General features: G+C 67.2%; 14 protein-coding genes. 4 read left to right on the forward strand and 10 right to left on the reverse strand.

All coding sequences use genetic code 11. From position 1 onward, the window contains the following. Window positions 1-38 precede the first annotated feature (38 nt). The 5 genes from UCD39_RS22780 to UCD39_RS22800 all read right to left on the reverse strand — a co-directional run bounded on the left by UCD39_RS22780 (window position 39) and on the right by UCD39_RS22800 (window position 4,598). Window positions 39-329: a type II toxin-antitoxin system RelE/ParE family toxin gene (locus UCD39_RS22780; RefSeq protein ID WP_145729702.1), complete on the reverse strand. Its 291-nt coding sequence runs from the start codon at window positions 327-329 to the stop codon at window positions 39-41. Further along, window positions 329-538: an addiction module protein gene (locus UCD39_RS22785; protein WP_330497999.1), complete on the reverse strand. Its 210-nt coding sequence runs from the start codon at window positions 536-538 to the stop codon at window positions 329-331. Before UCD39_RS22785 ends, UCD39_RS22780 begins: the two co-directional genes overlap by 1 nt. Window positions 539-646: 108 nt before the next feature. Beyond that, on the reverse strand, window positions 647-2,578 hold the full coding sequence (locus UCD39_RS22790) for a hypothetical protein (RefSeq protein ID WP_330498000.1): 1,932 nt from the start codon (window positions 2,576-2,578) through the stop codon (window positions 647-649). Between the two features lie 96 nt (window positions 2,579-2,674). Further along, on the reverse strand, window positions 2,675-3,367 hold the full coding sequence (locus UCD39_RS22795; RefSeq protein ID WP_145729699.1) for a 2OG-Fe(II) oxygenase: 693 nt from the start codon (window positions 3,365-3,367) through the stop codon (window positions 2,675-2,677). 205 nt (window positions 3,368-3,572) lie between these two features. After that, complete coding sequence (locus UCD39_RS22800; RefSeq protein WP_330498001.1) at window positions 3,573-4,598, reverse strand: mitochondrial fission ELM1 family protein; 1,026 nt, start codon at window positions 4,596-4,598, stop codon at window positions 3,573-3,575. A gap of 132 nt (window positions 4,599-4,730) precedes the next feature. Between UCD39_RS22800 and UCD39_RS22805 the strand changes: the two genes are divergently transcribed. Then, complete coding sequence (locus tag UCD39_RS22805) at window positions 4,731-5,246, forward strand: Lrp/AsnC family transcriptional regulator (RefSeq protein ID WP_330498002.1); 516 nt, start codon at window positions 4,731-4,733, stop codon at window positions 5,244-5,246. Between the two features lie 101 nt (window positions 5,247-5,347). On the opposite strand, the gene greA is transcribed toward UCD39_RS22805, so the two are convergent. The 5 genes from greA to carA all read right to left on the reverse strand — a co-directional run bounded on the left by greA (window position 5,348) and on the right by carA (window position 11,906). Next, on the reverse strand, window positions 5,348-5,821 hold the full coding sequence (greA, locus tag UCD39_RS22810; RefSeq protein WP_145617113.1) for a transcription elongation factor GreA: 474 nt from the start codon (window positions 5,819-5,821) through the stop codon (window positions 5,348-5,350). Between the two features lie 159 nt (window positions 5,822-5,980). Beyond that, window positions 5,981-9,274, reverse strand: a complete 3,294-nt coding sequence (carB, locus tag UCD39_RS22815; protein ID WP_330498003.1) for a carbamoyl-phosphate synthase large subunit — start codon at window positions 9,272-9,274, stop codon at window positions 5,981-5,983. A 244-nt stretch (window positions 9,275-9,518) separates the two neighbouring features. Beyond that, window positions 9,519-10,115, reverse strand: coding sequence for a DUF8265 family protein (locus UCD39_RS22820; protein ID WP_330498004.1), 597 nt, complete (start codon window positions 10,113-10,115; stop codon window positions 9,519-9,521). Between the two features lie 135 nt (window positions 10,116-10,250). Next, window positions 10,251-10,583, reverse strand: coding sequence for a hypothetical protein (locus tag UCD39_RS22825; RefSeq protein WP_145729695.1), 333 nt, complete (start codon window positions 10,581-10,583; stop codon window positions 10,251-10,253). 153 nt (window positions 10,584-10,736) lie between these two features. Next, on the reverse strand, window positions 10,737-11,906 hold the full coding sequence (carA, locus tag UCD39_RS22830; protein ID WP_330498005.1) for a glutamine-hydrolyzing carbamoyl-phosphate synthase small subunit: 1,170 nt from the start codon (window positions 11,904-11,906) through the stop codon (window positions 10,737-10,739). Window positions 11,907-12,297: 391 nt separating this feature from the next. Between carA and UCD39_RS22835 the strand changes: the two genes are divergently transcribed. The 3 genes from UCD39_RS22835 to UCD39_RS22845 all read left to right on the forward strand — a co-directional run bounded on the left by UCD39_RS22835 (window position 12,298) and on the right by UCD39_RS22845 (window position 14,708). Next, window positions 12,298-12,756, forward strand: coding sequence for a GatB/YqeY domain-containing protein (locus UCD39_RS22835; protein WP_322482923.1), 459 nt, complete (start codon window positions 12,298-12,300; stop codon window positions 12,754-12,756). 87 nt (window positions 12,757-12,843) lie between these two features. Beyond that, a complete protein-coding gene (dnaG, locus tag UCD39_RS22840; RefSeq protein ID WP_330498006.1) occupies window positions 12,844-14,286 on the forward strand; it encodes a DNA primase in 1,443 nt (480 codons plus the stop codon). Beyond that, the gene (locus tag UCD39_RS22845) at window positions 14,196-14,708 is read left to right on the forward strand and encodes a hypothetical protein (RefSeq protein WP_330498007.1); all 513 of its coding nucleotides are present in this window, start codon (window positions 14,196-14,198) and stop codon (window positions 14,706-14,708) included. The genes dnaG and UCD39_RS22845 overlap by 91 nt, the downstream gene beginning before the upstream one ends. The last annotated feature ends 56 nt before the right edge of the window (window positions 14,709-14,764 follow it).

Here is a 14,764-nt window from a genome sequence, read left to right on the forward strand (position 1 = left end):
GAGATCCGCCGGCCCTTTTCCTTACTGGGGGCTCCCCGTCACATCCGGCGTTGCCACCGCCGCGGGCTGCGACTGGTGTGGAAAAAGGCGATCACCTGCACGGTATCACCCGCGAGCCGGTAGACGACAAGGTATGGAAAGTCCCGGAGCCGGGCACGGCGGGTGTCCGCAATCGCTGCCGGGAAGCGCAAAGGACCGGCGGCGATCCGTTTGCGCGTATCGGTAAAGGCTGCACGAAGGCGTTTATCGAGACCGGGCGCCTGCTGCCGATACCATTCAATCGCTTCGATGTATTCAGCCTGTGCCTGAGGTGTGAGGATCACCCGCATTACGGAAAGCGGCGGTCAATCTCCGCCTCCAAGGCGTCAGCATCGATGCCGTGACGGATATCGTCATCCAGCGTATCAAGCCGTCGCTTGATTTCGGCGTTTTGCGCTTCGGTCAGGGGAATCGCGTCGGCCTCGATGCTTTCCCAAATCTCGCCAATAAGGGAGAGCTTCTCGGCGGGCGTCATGTGGCTATAGTCGATCGTGGCCATGTCCAAATGCTCCCAGCGGTGGGCAGAAGCGGAGTGGATGGAGGCATTAGACACCCAAGCTGAAACAAGGCGCAACCGTGCGGCTTGCTCGCAACGCCACCCCCACCCTCAGAACCCGAACATATGATCCAGCGCGAAAGCCCCCTGGGCGCCCTCGCGGATCAGGCCGTGATAGCCGAACAGGCGGCAGGTGGTGTCGCGGATCAGGACATAGGCGTCGCGGCCGGCCTGTTTGATCTCACCGCTGGTGAAGGTCTGGCCGACGCGGAAGTGAAAGCTGCCGGAGCAGGCGATGGCGACCATGCGGCGGGCGACCTCCTCCCCGTCCTTGGTCATCAGGATCAGCGCGGTGTTGGAGCGCGCGTTCCAGGGGGTGCTGGCGGGGTAGATCAGGTGGCACAGCGTGTCCACGTCCGCCGCCATGCCGGTGCGCAGGAACAGCCGGGTGGACAGGCCCGGCGCCCGGCCGGAATAGGACTGCGGCTCATTCTTGTAGGTCAGCACCGTGTTGAACATGTGGGCGCCGAAGCTGGTTTCCGCAGCATGACCGCTGATACCATCCTCATAGCGGAACAGGGCGTGCAGCCAGCCGTCGGCGTCGTTCTCGCCGGCGGCGAAGTCATAGATCAGTTCCAGGTGGCCATAGCCCGAGGGCAGGCTCTTGCCGTCCAGGATGTCGGCCGCCTCGAACACCGTCTCATGGTCGCGGGGCAGGCGGCCCAGGTCGCGGCGCGCCACCTCCGTGCCATCGGCGTCATAGACGATGGCGGTCAGCGGCAGGTGCGTTTGCGTCGTGCCCATGGGGGTGGGCAGGGCGATGGTGCGGAAGCGGCCGGCCGGGAAGATGGGGGCGGGCAGGATGAAGCCCTTGCCCATCAGGTTGGTCAGGGTGGCCAGCTTGGGGTCCGGCTTCAGGTCCACGCGCTCCACATTCGGATGCGCGATGCGGTGGCGGGTGGCGCCGGCGGCATCGGTGCGGATGACCTCATAGCGCGGGCGGACGAAATGTTTGCCGGCGCGGATCTCCACCTGCTGCGGCCAGCGGGCGTCGGGCAGCAGGTCGGCCACGTCCAGGGCATAGGTGGCGTAGGGCGGCACCTCGCGGTCCAGCGCCACGGCCGTGTCGTGGCCCATCAGGTTCAGGGCGACGGCACCGGCGGGGATGGAGCAGGGGTGGCTGTTCTGCACCCACAGGATCACCCGTTCGTCCGTGCGCGGGGCGGGCAATCCCGCATAGAAGTCCGACGGCCAGGCGTTGGCGTCGTGGGTGCAGGACAGGGTGTCGGCGGCGTCACCGTAGGTGTCCAGCGCGTACTTCACCACATCGTGGCCGGCGGCCCCCACCACATGGATGAACAGCTGGCCGGTGAAGTCGGCCAAGTCGAACTTCCGGCGCACGGCGGCGCTGTCGATGACCACGGTGCCGTCGGCGCCCGGCAGCTCCTGCGTCCAGCGCGCCAGCACCTGGCCATCCTCCCCGAACAGGCAGAGCCATAGATAGGGCTCGGCGGCGCCATAGCTGGACCAGTAGTTGGCGGTCACCACCCGGGTGTGGTGGCCGGCGCCATCGCGGAAGAAGGCGTAGTTGGTGGCGAAGTTTAGCGGCGCCAGGTAGGTGCGGCGGTCCGTCAGCAACTCCTCCGGCAGCTTCAGCGGGTCCAGGGAATAGACCTTGGCGCCGGCGGGGATCAGGTGCCGGATGTGGGCCAACAGCCGATCGGCATCGAAGGCGGCCACGAACACGGCGTCCACAGCCGTCCCGGCCAGGGCGGTGACCGGCTGCGCCGGGCGACCCAGCAGCGGCTGGCCGATCTTGGCCACGTCCTGGGCGTAGACCGCCACCACGTCGACACTGGTGAGGTGGTGGATCTCGTCGAACGGCTCCAGCATGTTCAGCGGGTCGTACACGGCGACCCGGCCGGCCGCCCGCAGATCGGCCAGCAGCGCCTGCGCCGGTTCCGCCGCCAGCGGGTGGCCTATGGCCTTGAAGTAGCTGCTGCCGCCGGTGACGTTGCTGAAGGTTTCGATCTTGAGGGGCATGGACGGGTCCAAATGACGAGGGGACCGCCGGCCCTTGAGCCGGCCGGCGGTGACGCATCAGGGCGTTATACGGGCAGACGCGCCGTTTTCACAGATTCAGCGGAAGGGGTTCAGCCGCTTCATCTTGGCCGATAAGGCGTGGCGGAACTGCTCCCGCTTCACCACGCCGTCGTCCTGCACCCAGTTCAACTGGATGACCCGGCGGGGGCCGACGAAGCTGGTGTGGCCGTGCCAGGCGGTGGGGCCGTTGACGAAGGCCAGCAGGGTGCCCTCGGCCGGCGGAATCTCGGCCACCGCGTTGTCCAGGCTCTCCGGCCCGCGCAGCAGGCGCAGGCGGCCATCGGCGGTTTCCCAGGCCGGGTTCATGTAGATCAGCACGGTGATGATCTTGCTCTTGCTGTCGACATGGATTTGGCCGTCCTGGGCCTTGGCCCGGCCGCGCACGGTCACCATGGTCGGATGGCCGGTCAGGTCGATGCCGAATTTCTCCTCGAACGCCGCCGTCATGGCCGGTCCCTGGATTTCCTCCAGCAGGGCGGCGAAGGCGGGGCCGAAGCTCAGTTCCCGCGCGGGGAAGCTGCCCGGCTGCGCGATCTCCGGAAAGTCGCGGTGGATGGCCTCCCGCACCTCCGCCCGGACGAAGCCGGGGATGATGACATGGGCGAAGGGGTTATGGTCCACCGGCTTGGCGCGGAACGCGTCCAGGTCGATGGCCCGGCCGGGATCGGTCGTCCGGTTGGCCGGGGTGGCGCCAAGGGGGGCGGACGAGGGGGAGGAGGTGCCGATCATCGTGCTGCTTCTTTTAGGCTGGCGCCCAGCGGGCCGAAAGGGGACGGTACTTTAGAATCGTTCTTGATGAGATGGGTTCGCAAATACCGCACCCCAGATGGGGTGGCGATGCATCGGGGTCAATGATCGCCCGCCACATCGGGAAAGGACGGCCAAGGATGCACGCACCATAGCACAGGCCGTGCCCATGCGTCCCGTCGGGGCCCTAATGCCGGGCGGCCATGCGTCGCACCACCTCGGCCGCCACGCGCGGCGTGTCGTCCAGCGGCGCCGGCGTCCAATCCTCGACAACGCCGGTGAAGGGGCGGGTGACACCGCGTTCCACCATGAGCGCGTGGAAGCGGTCGAACTTCGCCGACGTGCCCTCCAGCCCGATGACGTAGGTGGGTTTGCCGGTGCTGGCCGCCTCCGACACCATGGACACGCTGTCGCCGGTGCACAGCACGGCGTCGGCCAGGCCCAGATAGCCGAAATAGGGGTTGGGACCCGTGCCGTCCCAGACCACGGCCGCGTTCGGGGGCAGATCCGGGCCGGCCAGGCGGTGGCGCAGGACCGCTTCGTTCTCCGCCCCCGTGCGGCGGGAAGGGGTCACCATCAGGCCCATCCCCCGGCGCGCCAGGTCGGCCAGCCGGTCCGCCAATTGCGCCGTCACCGCTGGTGTCAGCTGATAGACGCCATTGGAACCGCCGACCAGCACGGCGACACGCGGCCGGGGCAGGTGGTCCAGCTGGGGGGCGAACCGTGCCGCCTCCGTCGCCAGGCGCGCCGTTGTCACGCGGTGCAGGGCCCCCAGGCTTTCCACCACGTTGGGTCCGTCCTTGCGGTCATGCGCCGGCATGACCACAAGATCCAGCAGGCCGAAGGGCACGCCGGGGTTCTGGATGTGGACGCAGAAGGTGTGGCCGCCGCTTCGGCGCCGGATCGCCAGGGCCGCCCCCACCGCTTGCCGGCCCGACGTGATCAGCAGATCGGGCCAGGGTGGCGCCAGGGGATCGGAGTCGGGCGCCAGACTACTGTCCAGGCTCAGCGGCAGATAGGGGCTGAGCTGCCGCCAGGGTGTCTTCAGGTGGATGCGCTTGACCACCGGGGTCGCGCCCACCGCCTCCGCCAGGCCGAGGCACTGGTTTTCCATGCCGGCCTTGCCGTCGGATAAAACCCAGCAGGTGGGCGGGCTTGCGGGCGTCGGGGTGGGGGCGGCGGCCGATGCCGCCAGGGGGCTCTGGGCGTTCATGCCGGCACTGTAGCGCGCATCGCAAAAGGATGGGACCGTTTCGCGCGCAACAATCTTTCTTGCCTGGGGGCGCACGGCATTCTATGTAATATCCTTTCCACCCCACCCCTCCCGGGAGCACAAGACAATACCATGCGGCGGGTCAAACTCGACCGAATTGATCGGCGTATCCTGCGCGACTTGCAGGCGGACGGCCGAATGACGAACGTGGAACTTGCCCGGCGGGCCGGCATTTCTGCGCCCCCTTGCCTGCGGCGCGTCCGCGCGCTGGAAGAGGCTGGCTTCATCCGGGGCTACCATGCGGACATCAATCCCGAGGCCCTGGGCTTCGGCGTGACCGTGTTCGCCCAGGTCGGCCTGTCCTCCCAGGCGGAGGCGGATCTGAAGAAATTCGAAGGCATGGTCAACAGCTGGCCCGAGGTTCGGGAATGCAGCATGCTGGCCGGCGAAACCGACTTTCTGCTGAAGATCGTGGCCGCCGACTGGGACAGCTACCAGCGCTTCCTGACCACGAAGCTGACCGCGGCCCCCAACGTCAGCCACGTGAAGTCGGCCCTGGCCATCCGCCAGTCCAAATACACCCCCGGTGTTCCCATCGACGTGGACGTCGGGCCGGAGATCTTGGAGGACGAGGACGACGAGGAATAACCTCGTCCCTTGCCCCGATCCAGCGATCGCCATGAAAGAAAGGCCCCCGCCGGTTATCCGGCGGGGGCCTTTCTTTCATGTGTCGTGAGTGCGTTCCCGCGTCAGCGGAAAGCGATCTCGACGATCTCGTAGCTCTTTGAGCCGCCGGGCGTCGTCACTTCGACATTGTCGCCGACATGCTTGCCGATCAGCGCGCGGGCCAGCGGGCTGGTGATCGACAGGAAGCCGTTCTTGATGTCGCTCTCGTCCGCGCCGACGATCTGGTACGTGGACTCCTCATCGGTGTCCTCATCCGCGAGGCGGATGGTGGCACCGAACTTCACGGCGTTGCCGGTCAGCTTGCTGACGTCGATCACCTCGGCCCGGCTGATCTTGTCCTCAAGCTCCATGACACGCCCTTCGATGAAGCTCTGGCGTTCACGGGCGGCGTGGTATTCCGCGTTTTCCGACAGGTCGCCGTGTTCGCGCGCCTCGGCGATGGCCTTGATCACGGCCGGCCGCTCGATGACCTTCAAATGCTTCAGTTCTTCCTGGAGGCGGGTATAACCCGCAAACGTCATCGGGATTTTTTCCATAGCCTTCGATATTCCGTTACTCAGAACCCAGGGGCGTTGCCCCTGGGGCGAGCCCCGAGGGGCCGCATCGCGACAACGAGAAACCCTCCCGAGGGTGATCTTGATCCCGGGATGGCGGCCGGTCGGCCGTCATCCCCAGGTCGATCGATCACCCGCAGGTTAGTAAGTCCCGCTCAGATAGGACTGAAGCGGCGCAACCTCAAGGCTGCCGGTACGCAGCGCCGAGATGGCGTCCACGGCGGCGCGGGCACCCGCGACCGTCGTGTAATAGGGAATGTTATTGACGAGCGCGGTGCGGCGCAAGCTGAAGCTGTCGGAGACGGCTTGCGCCCCCTCGGTGGTGTTGAACACCAGCTGGACCTCACCGTCGATCATGGCGTCGACAATGTGGGGCTGGCCCTCCAGCACCTTGTTGATCTGGCTGACCGCGATCCCGGCCGCCGACAGCACCTTGGCGGTGCCGCAGGTGGCGACGATCTTGAAGCCCATATCGACCAGGCGGCGGGCCACCGGAACCAGGGCAGGCTTGTCTCGTTCGCGAACCGAAATGAACACCGTGCCGGTGGTCGGCAGGGTCACGCCAGCGCCCAGCTGGGCCTTGGCGAAGGCCATGGCGAAGTTGGGGTCCAGGCCCATGACCTCACCGGTGGAGCGCATCTCCGGCCCCAGCAGGATGTCGACGCCGGGGAAACGGTTGAAGGGGAACACCGCCTCCTTCACCGCCGTGTGCGGCGGGAAGGCGCCACCCAACTTGAAATCCGCCAGCTTTTCGCCGGCCATGACGCGGGCGGCGACCTTGGCGATGGCGGTGCCGGTCGCCTTGGCCACGAAGGGCACGGTGCGCGAGGCGCGCGGGTTCACTTCCAGGATGTAGATGTCCTGGCCGGCCGGGCCGGTGCCGTCGGGGTTCGCCTTGATGGCGAACTGGATGTTCATCAGGCCGACGACGTTCAGACCGTGGGCCAGCGCCTCGGCCTGGCGGGACAGCTCGTCCACCACCGGCTTGGGCAGGGTGTAGGGGGGCAGGGCGCAGGCGCTGTCGCCGGAATGGATGCCGGCTTCCTCGATGTGCTCCATCACGCCGGCGACATAGACCTGGGTGCCGTCGCAGACGGCGTCCACGTCCACCTCGATGGCGTCCTGCAGGTAGCTGTCGATCAGCACCGGGTTCTTGCCCGACACCTTCACGGCGTTGCCCATATAGCGCTTCAGGCCGGCCTGGTCATGGACGATCTCCATGGCGCGGCCGCCCAGCACGTAGGACGGGCGGATGACGACGGGGAAGCCGATCTGCTCCGCCACCTTCTCCGCCTCTTCCAGCGACCGGGCCAGGCCGTTGGCCGGCTGGCGCAGGTTCAGCTTGTGCAGCAGCTGCTGGAAGCGCTCGCGGTCCTCGGCCAGGTCGATGGCGTCGGGGCTGGTGCCCAGGATGGGGATGCCAGCCTCTTCCAGGTCGCGGGCCAGCTTCAGCGGCGTCTGGCCACCCAGCTGCACGATGACGCCCAGCACCTCGCCGTTGGCCTGCTCCGTCCGCACCAGCTCGATCACGTCCTCGGCCGTCAGCGGCTCGAAGTACAGGCGGTCGGCGGTGTCATAGTCGGTGGAGACGGTCTCGGGGTTGCAGTTGACCATGATGGTCTCATAGCCGGCCTCGCGCAGGGCGTAGACGGCATGGACGCAGCAATAGTCGAACTCGATGCCCTGGCCGATGCGGTTGGGACCGCCGCCCAGGATGACGACCTTCTTCTTGTCCGTCGGTTCGGACTCGCAGTCGCCGGGGACGCTGCCGTCACCCTCGTACGTGGAGTACATATAGGGCGTCTTGCTGGCGAACTCGGCGGCGCAGGTGTCGATGCGCTTGAACACCGGGCGGATGCCCAAACCGCGGCGCGCGGCGGCCACGGCGGCCTCTGTGCTGCCGGTCAGGGTGGCCAGGCGGGCGTCGGAGAAGCCCTGGGCCTTCAGCGCGGCGAAATCGCGCTTGGTGAGGCCGCTCAGGCCGCCCTTCTGAACAGCGGCCTTCACCCCGGCCTCGGCCTTGATGATCCCTTCGATCTGGCGCAGGAACCACGGGTCGACGCGGCAGGCGGCATGGATTTCCTCCACCGTCAGGCCGTGGCGGAAGGCCTGGGCGATGACCAGGATACGGTCGTGCGTGGGCTTGGACAGGGCGGCGCGAATCTTCAGCGGGTCGACTACGCCGGTGCCGCCGGTCAGGTCCACCTCATCGAAGCCGGTCAGGCCGGTCTCCATGGAGCGCAGGGCCTTCTGCACCGATTCGGCGAAGCTGCGGCCGATGGACATGGCCTCGCCCACCGACTTCATCGAGGTGGTCAGCAGGGCGTCGGCGCCGGGGAACTTCTCGAACGCGAAGCGCGGCATCTTGGTGACGACGTAGTCGATCGTCGGCTCGAAGCTGGCCGGCGTGGACCCGGTGATGTCGTTGTCCAGTTCGTCCAGGGTGTAGCCCACGGCCAGCTTGGCGGCGATCTTGGCGATGGGGAAGCCGGTGGCCTTAGAGGCCAGTGCCGACGAACGGCTGACACGCGGGTTCATCTCGATGACGACGACGCGGCCATTCTCCGGGTTCACGGCGAACTGGACGTTGGACCCGCCGGTGTCCACCCCGATTTCGCGCAGCACGGCGATCGAGGCGTTGCGCATCAGCTGGTATTCCTTGTCGGTCAGCGTCAGCGCGGGCGCCACGGTGACGCTGTCACCGGTGTGGATGCCCATGGGATCGATGTTTTCGATGGAGCAGATGATGATGCAGTTGTCGCGGCAGTCGCGCACAACCTCCATCTCATACTCCTTCCAGCCCAACACCGATTCCTCGACCAGCACCTCGCTCACCGGGCTGGCGCGCAGGCCGCCGCGGACGATCTCGATGTACTCCGCCTTGTTGTAGGCGATGCCGCCGCCGGTGCCGGCCAGGGTGAAGCTGGGGCGGATGATGGCGGGCAGGCCGACATAGGCCAGGGCGTCGGCGGCCTCGGCCTCCGACTTCACCATGCGCGACTTGGGGCTTTCCAGGCCGATCTTGTCCATGGCGTCGCGGAACAGCAGGCGGTCTTCCGCCTTCTCGATGACGTCGGCCTTGGCGCCGATCAGCTTGACCCCCAGCCGATCCAGCGTGCCGTCATGGAACAGCTTCAGCGCCGTGTTCAGCGCCGTCTGGCCGCCCATGGTGGGCAGCAGGGCGTCGGGACGCTCCTTCTCCAGGATCTTGGCGACGACGGCCGGGGTGATGGGCTCGACGTAGGTGGCGTCGGCCAGGCCCGGGTCGGTCATGATGGTGGCGGGGTTGGAGTTGACCAGGATGACCCGGTACCCCTCTTCCTTCAGCGCCTTGCACGCCTGCACACCGGAATAATCGAATTCGCAAGCCTGGCCGATGATGATCGGGCCGGCGCCGATGATGCAGATGGACTTGATGTCTGTGCGTTTAGGCATGAGGGTCAGCCGCCATTTTTTGAATTCTACCGTCCGGTCCGTCCGGCATCCGCAAGGGACGCTCCAGACGCCGGCCACACAAAACAATCCCCCGCCCTGGAGTGGTGGCGCGGGGGATTGTTCGGCTGAGCCGCTTATATAAAGGGGCGCCGCCCCGGGGGAAGCGCTGCATATGGGGTGGGGGGGTGCGCCTACCGCAACCCCAAGGCCGAAACCAGGGCTTGATCCGCGTGGGACCAGGGGTTTAGGGGGCTTGGGGCGGCCCGCCGGGAACCGGCGCCGCGCCGGCCGGGTCCTTGCCATAACCGCCGCCGGGGCCGTAGTACCAGGGCAGCAGCACGTCCTGCCGGGCGGTGTAGACGGTGCAGCGCGCCGTGTCCTGCTTGTCGAAGAAATAGACCGTGCCCGCCTCGCGCTTGCGATCAGGGTCCACCAGGTTGATGGCCCAGGTGCCATAGGCCACGCCCAGCGGCGTCTCCTTGGTGCCGAAGGCGCGGTACAGCATGTTGATGCGCTGGGTGAAGCGGCCCCGGCGGCAGGCGTCCGACAGCTCCCGCGACACCGTCATCATGCGTGCCGCCGGCCCGGCGAAGGCGTAGACGATGCGCGATTGGGTATGAGGCGGCGGCAGGGGCAGGGCGACCGCCGGCGGCGGGCTGGGATCGTAGGGGCCCGCGCCCATGTGGCCCGGCTGGGGCTGGGCCAGTTTCATCGGGTCTTGCGACGGGGTGGGGCGCACCATCCACTGCGCCGGGCTGCCGGACACGGGTGTCACCTGCGGCGTCATCTGCGGCACCGTTTGCGCATGGGCCATCGTGGCGACCAGAAAGGTCACCGTCATGATTGCCGGCAGAAGACAGGAATAGACGCGCATCACTTGAGACTATCACCGATCGACCTTGGGCGGGAGTCGGTGTGTCAAATGATGGAAACTGTATTAGATGGATTTATTTAAAATTTTATCAGACTGCGTCGATCAACGGGACCGCAGATAGCGCGTCAGGAATCCAGCGACCTTCAGGCGGCGGGCCTCATCCAGGTTGACGAAGTTGATCTTGGCATCCTTGCCCACCACCGACGCGACCTGGCCATCGCAGATGAAGGCGATGTTTTCCTTGCTGTCCTTGAACGCCACCTTCATGCGGAAGGTGGCCCCCTGGCCCAATCCGCCGGCGCCGGTGGCGGTAAAGCTGTTGGCCGCCATGTTGTTGATGGCATAGGTCTTCGAGTTGATGACGACGCTGGCGGCCAACGCCGGCACCTTCACCTTTTCAATCACGTCCTTTTTCAGGAAGTCGAACACGCCCATTATTGGCCTCACGCCGCTGTCAAACGAAATTTATAACAGCGGTTCGGAATTTTTACGAGGGGGTCGGCCGGGCGCAAAAGGTGAGGGCCGGTGAAGCTGGCTTCACCGGCCCTGCAACCCTAAACCCGTCAGTATTTCCGCCAGTATTGCGGCTTAACGGGCGGCGATGTTCTCGATGAACCGATCGAACAGGTAATGGCTGTCCTCCGGGCCGGGGCTGGCCTCCGGGTGATACTGGACGGAGAACACCGGCTTGTCCTTCAGGCGGATGCCCTCGTTGCTGCCGTCGAACAGCGACACGTGGGTCACCTCCACCGTGTCCGGCAGGCTTTCCGGCAGCACGACGAAACCGTGGTTCTGGCTGGTGATCTCCACCCGGCCGGTGGCCAAGTCCTTCACCGGGTGGTTGGCGCCGCGGTGGCCCTTTTCCATCTTGGTGGTCTGGCCGCCGAGCGCCAGGGCCAGCAACTGGTGGCCCAGGCAGATGCCGAACAGGGGCAGGCCGCTGGCCACGATCTGCTGGATCATGGGTACGGCATAGGTGCCGGTGGCGGCCGGGTCGCCGGGGCCGTTGGACAGGAACACACCGTCCGGCTTGTAGGCCAGGATCTCCTCCGCCGTGGCGGTGGCGGGCACCACCGTCACGCGGCAGCCTGCATTGGCCAGGCAGCGCAGGATGTTCCGCTTGGCGCCGAAATCGACGGCCACGACGTGATGCTTGGGGTCGGTCTGGCGGCCATAGCCGCCGGCGATGGTCCAGGCGCTCTCATCCCAGGTGAAGGTCTGGCCGCAGGTCACGTCCTTGGCCAGGTCCATGCCTTCAAGGCCCGGCCACGCCTGGGCCTGCGCCACCAGGGCGTCCAGGTCGAACTTGCCGTCAGGGGCGTGGGCGATGACGCCGTTGGGGGCGCCGCCGTCACGGATGCGGCGGGTCAGGGCGCGGGTGTCCAGGCCGCCCAGGCCCACCAGGCCGTGGCTTTTCAGCCAGGCGTCCAGGCCACGCGTGGCGCGCCAGTTCGACGGCTCCGTGATGTCGGCGCGCAGGATCAGGCCGCGGGCCGCCGGGGTCACCGTCTCGATGTCCTCGTCGTTGGTGCCGACATTGCCGATGTGCGGGAAGGTGAAGGTGATGATCTGGCCGGCGTAGGACGGATCGGTCAGGATTTCCTGGTAGCCGGTCATAGAGGTGTTGAAGCAGACCTCGCCCACCGACTGGCCGGCGGCGCCGATGCCCTTGCCCCAGTGGACGCTGCCGTCCGCCAGGACCAGCACGCCGGTGGCGCCCTCAGGCTGCGGGGGTCGGGTGGGGGCGGCTGCGGTCATGTCGTCAATCCATTCGCTGCGGGGCACATTCTGGACGGCGGTCGTGGCAACCGCCCTTGAATGTGCCCTCTCAATCTCTTCCGGTTCGACCTTGTGGGCGCGCGTCTAGGCGGGGCGGGAACCGCCCCCTGGAGCGCGGGCATGCCCCATGGGCCGCCCCAATATCGTCGGAAATTCTCTGTGACATAAAGAAGGCGGGCGGCCGGGTCAAGCGATGGCCCCCATGCTTGCGGCGCGGGGGCGCCTCCGTCATCTGGGCGCTGGCGCTCAAGGGATAGGGCGGTTAAGGTTCGTCCTTCCCCATTGATTGGCTTCAGTCCCGTGCGCGCCCCGAACCAGGGTCACCGGGCTGGATGCCGGTTGCCGTGATGCCTCTTGAGGAAGCCGACCCATGCTGCGCGAACGTTTCACCCAGGCCATGAAGGACGCCATGAAGGCGAAGGACGCGCAGACGCTGTCCGCCGTCCGGATGATCATGGCGGAACTGAAGAAGCGGGACATCGACGCGCGCCCCAAGGGCCAGATGGATGGCATCCCCGAGGCCGAGATCGGCAGCATGCTGCAGAGCATGGTGAAGCAGCGCCGTGAGTCGGTGGCCCTCTACCGCCAGGGCGGCCGTGAGGAGCTGGCGGCGCAGGAGGAGGCGGAGATCGCCGTCATCATGTCCTTCCTGCCCAAGCAGCTGACGGAGGAGGAAACCAAGGCCGCCGTCGCCCAGGCCGTGGCCGATACCGGCGCCGCCAGCGTGAAGGACATGGGCAAGGTCATGGCCGTGCTGAAGGACAAGTACACCGGGCAGATGGACTTCTCCACCGTCGGTCCGCTGGTCAAGGCCGCCCTGAACGGCTGAGTTCCGGCCGGGGCCGGCGGCATGCGTCCGCCCCTTCCGAGTCCTTATTGCTGATCAACCCAACATTTCCGGATCCGTCCACGTCCCATGGCCCTGCCGCCCCAATTCCTGGAAGAGCTGCGGAACCGGCTGACCCTGTCGGACGTGGTGATGCGGCGCGTGCGCCTGCAGCGGGCGGGGCGGGAGTTCCGCGCGCCTTGCCCCTTTCATAACGAAAAGACGCCCAGCTTCTACGTCAACGACCAGAAGGGCTTTTTCCACTGCTTCGGCTGCGGCGCCCATGGCGATGTCATCGGCTTCGTCATGCGCAACGACAATTTGTCGTTCATGGAGGCGGTGGAAGCGCTGGCGCCCGAGGCCGGCCTGACGGTGCCCAAGGCCAGCCCGCAGGAGCGGGAGCGGTTCGAGCGCGAGAAGTCGCTTTATGATCTGGTGGAACGCGCCACCCGCTGGTTCGAGGGGCAACTGCGCGCCCCCGTGGGACGCCATGGCCTGGCCTACCTGCGCGGCCGCGGCCTGGATGACGAGGCCATGGCCCGTTTCCGCCTGGGCTACGCGCCCAGCGACGGCGCCGGCCTGAGGGCGGAACTGGTCACCGCCGGCTATACCGAGGCCGACATGGTGGAGGCCGGGCTGTTCAAGCGGCCGGACGACGGCCGCGCGCCCTTCCCCTTTTTCCGCAACCGGGTGCTGTTCCCCGTCACCGACCGGCGGGGCCGGGTGGTGGCCTTCGGCGGCCGCATCCTGGAGGGGGAGGGGCCGAAGTACATCAATTCCGCCGAGAACCCCCTGTTCCACAAGGGCGACATCCTCTACGGCATGAGCCGGGCGCGCCAGGCGGCGGCGGACGGCAAGCCGGTGATCGTCACAGAAGGCTATATGGATGTCATCGCCAGCGTCATGGCGGGGTTCGAGGGGGCGGTGGCGCCACTGGGCACGGCGCTGACGGAGACGCAGATCCAGGCCCTGTGGAAGCTGGCGCCCGAGGGGCAGCGCATGCCCATCCTGTGCTTCGACGGCGACAACGCCGGCCGGCGCGCCGCCTTCCGCGCGGTGGAGCGCGTGCTGCCCCTGTTGATGCCCGATCATTCCGTGCGTGTCGCCTTCATGCCGGAGAAGGAGGACCCCGACAGCCTGATCCGCGCCGGCGGCGCCGCCGCCTTCCAGGCGGTGCTGGACCGCGCGCGGCCGCTGACGGACGTGCTGTGGGACATGGAGGCGGCGGAGCGCGACCTGGCCCAGCCCGACGCCCAGGCCGGCATGCAGGCGGCCCTGGAGGCGCAGCTGGAGCGCATTCCCGACGCCCGGGTGCGCAACGCCTATCACCGCGCCTTCAAGGATCGCCTGTACCAGTTGGGCCGTCCCCCGCGCCCGGCGTTCCAGCCGGGGGCGGGGGAGGCTTCACGCGCGGGCAGCGCCCCGGCGCCCCGCCTTTCCCAGTGGCGCGGCAGTGGGACAAGCGTTTCCGCGCCCGCGTCGAGATCGGGTCGGCGCGCTGGCGCGAGCGCCTGCTGCTGGCCGTGGTGCTGAACCATCCCGTGCTGTTCGAGACACTGGGCGAGACGCTGGCCATGATCAGTTTCGCCACCGAGGGGCTGGAACGGCTGCGCCAGGCCCTGGTCGAATGCCTGTCCCACGATTCGGGACTTGACGCGGCGGGTTTGCGACGCCACTTGTCAGCGTGCGGCTTTGCCGATGAACTGGATGAAACGTTGGGGGCGGACCTGCCCTCCTACGCCCGTCCGGAGGCGACGCCCGAGTCCGCCCGGGCGGGCTGGCAGGAGGTTTGGCTCAATTCCCAGGAATTGGTGTTCCAGACCGAGTTGCGCGAGGCGGAGCGGCGCCTGGCCGAGGATCCCAGCGAGGAGACCCTGGCCCGGCTGATGGCCCTTAAACGGGAAGAGTTGATACGCCGGGGCCATGCCCTGGATCCGGAGGGTGAGGGCGTCTGACGCCGCCACCCGAGGAACGTTTGATGTTGGCGCTGGGGAGCGACGATTACGCGAAA

Origin of the sequence: Nitrospirillum karajorum (assembly GCF_036348415.1) — a bacterium.
Taxonomy (GTDB): domain Bacteria; phylum Pseudomonadota; class Alphaproteobacteria; order Azospirillales; family Azospirillaceae; genus Nitrospirillum; species Nitrospirillum amazonense_B.

What these genes read in the sequence shown, in the direction of transcription:
- UCD39_RS22780 (WP_145729702.1), bottom strand. Translation starts at nt 329, where the DNA reads ATGCGGGTGATCCTCACACCTCAGGCACAGGCTGAATACATCGAAGCG.
- UCD39_RS22785 (WP_330497999.1), bottom strand. Translation starts at nt 538, where the DNA reads ATGGCCACGATCGACTATAGCCACATGACGCCCGCCGAGAAGCTCTCC.
- UCD39_RS22790 (WP_330498000.1), bottom strand. Translation starts at nt 2,578, where the DNA reads ATGCCCCTCAAGATCGAAACCTTCAGCAACGTCACCGGCGGCAGCAGC.
- UCD39_RS22795 (WP_145729699.1), bottom strand. Translation starts at nt 3,367, where the DNA reads ATGATCGGCACCTCCTCCCCCTCGTCCGCCCCCCTTGGCGCCACCCCG.
- UCD39_RS22800 (WP_330498001.1), bottom strand. Translation starts at nt 4,598, where the DNA reads ATGAACGCCCAGAGCCCCCTGGCGGCATCGGCCGCCGCCCCCACCCCG.
- UCD39_RS22805 (WP_330498002.1), top strand. Translation starts at nt 4,731, where the DNA reads ATGCGGCGGGTCAAACTCGACCGAATTGATCGGCGTATCCTGCGCGAC.
- greA (WP_145617113.1), bottom strand. Translation starts at nt 5,821, where the DNA reads ATGGAAAAAATCCCGATGACGTTTGCGGGTTATACCCGCCTCCAGGAA.
- carB (WP_330498003.1), bottom strand. Translation starts at nt 9,274, where the DNA reads ATGCCTAAACGCACAGACATCAAGTCCATCTGCATCATCGGCGCCGGC.
- UCD39_RS22820 (WP_330498004.1), bottom strand. Translation starts at nt 10,115, where the DNA reads ATGACGGTGACCTTTCTGGTCGCCACGATGGCCCATGCGCAAACGGTG.
- UCD39_RS22825 (WP_145729695.1), bottom strand. Translation starts at nt 10,583, where the DNA reads ATGGGCGTGTTCGACTTCCTGAAAAAGGACGTGATTGAAAAGGTGAAG.
- carA (WP_330498005.1), bottom strand. Translation starts at nt 11,906, where the DNA reads ATGACCGCAGCCGCCCCCACCCGACCCCCGCAGCCTGAGGGCGCCACC.
- UCD39_RS22835 (WP_322482923.1), top strand. Translation starts at nt 12,298, where the DNA reads ATGCTGCGCGAACGTTTCACCCAGGCCATGAAGGACGCCATGAAGGCG.
- dnaG (WP_330498006.1), top strand. Translation starts at nt 12,844, where the DNA reads ATGGCCCTGCCGCCCCAATTCCTGGAAGAGCTGCGGAACCGGCTGACC.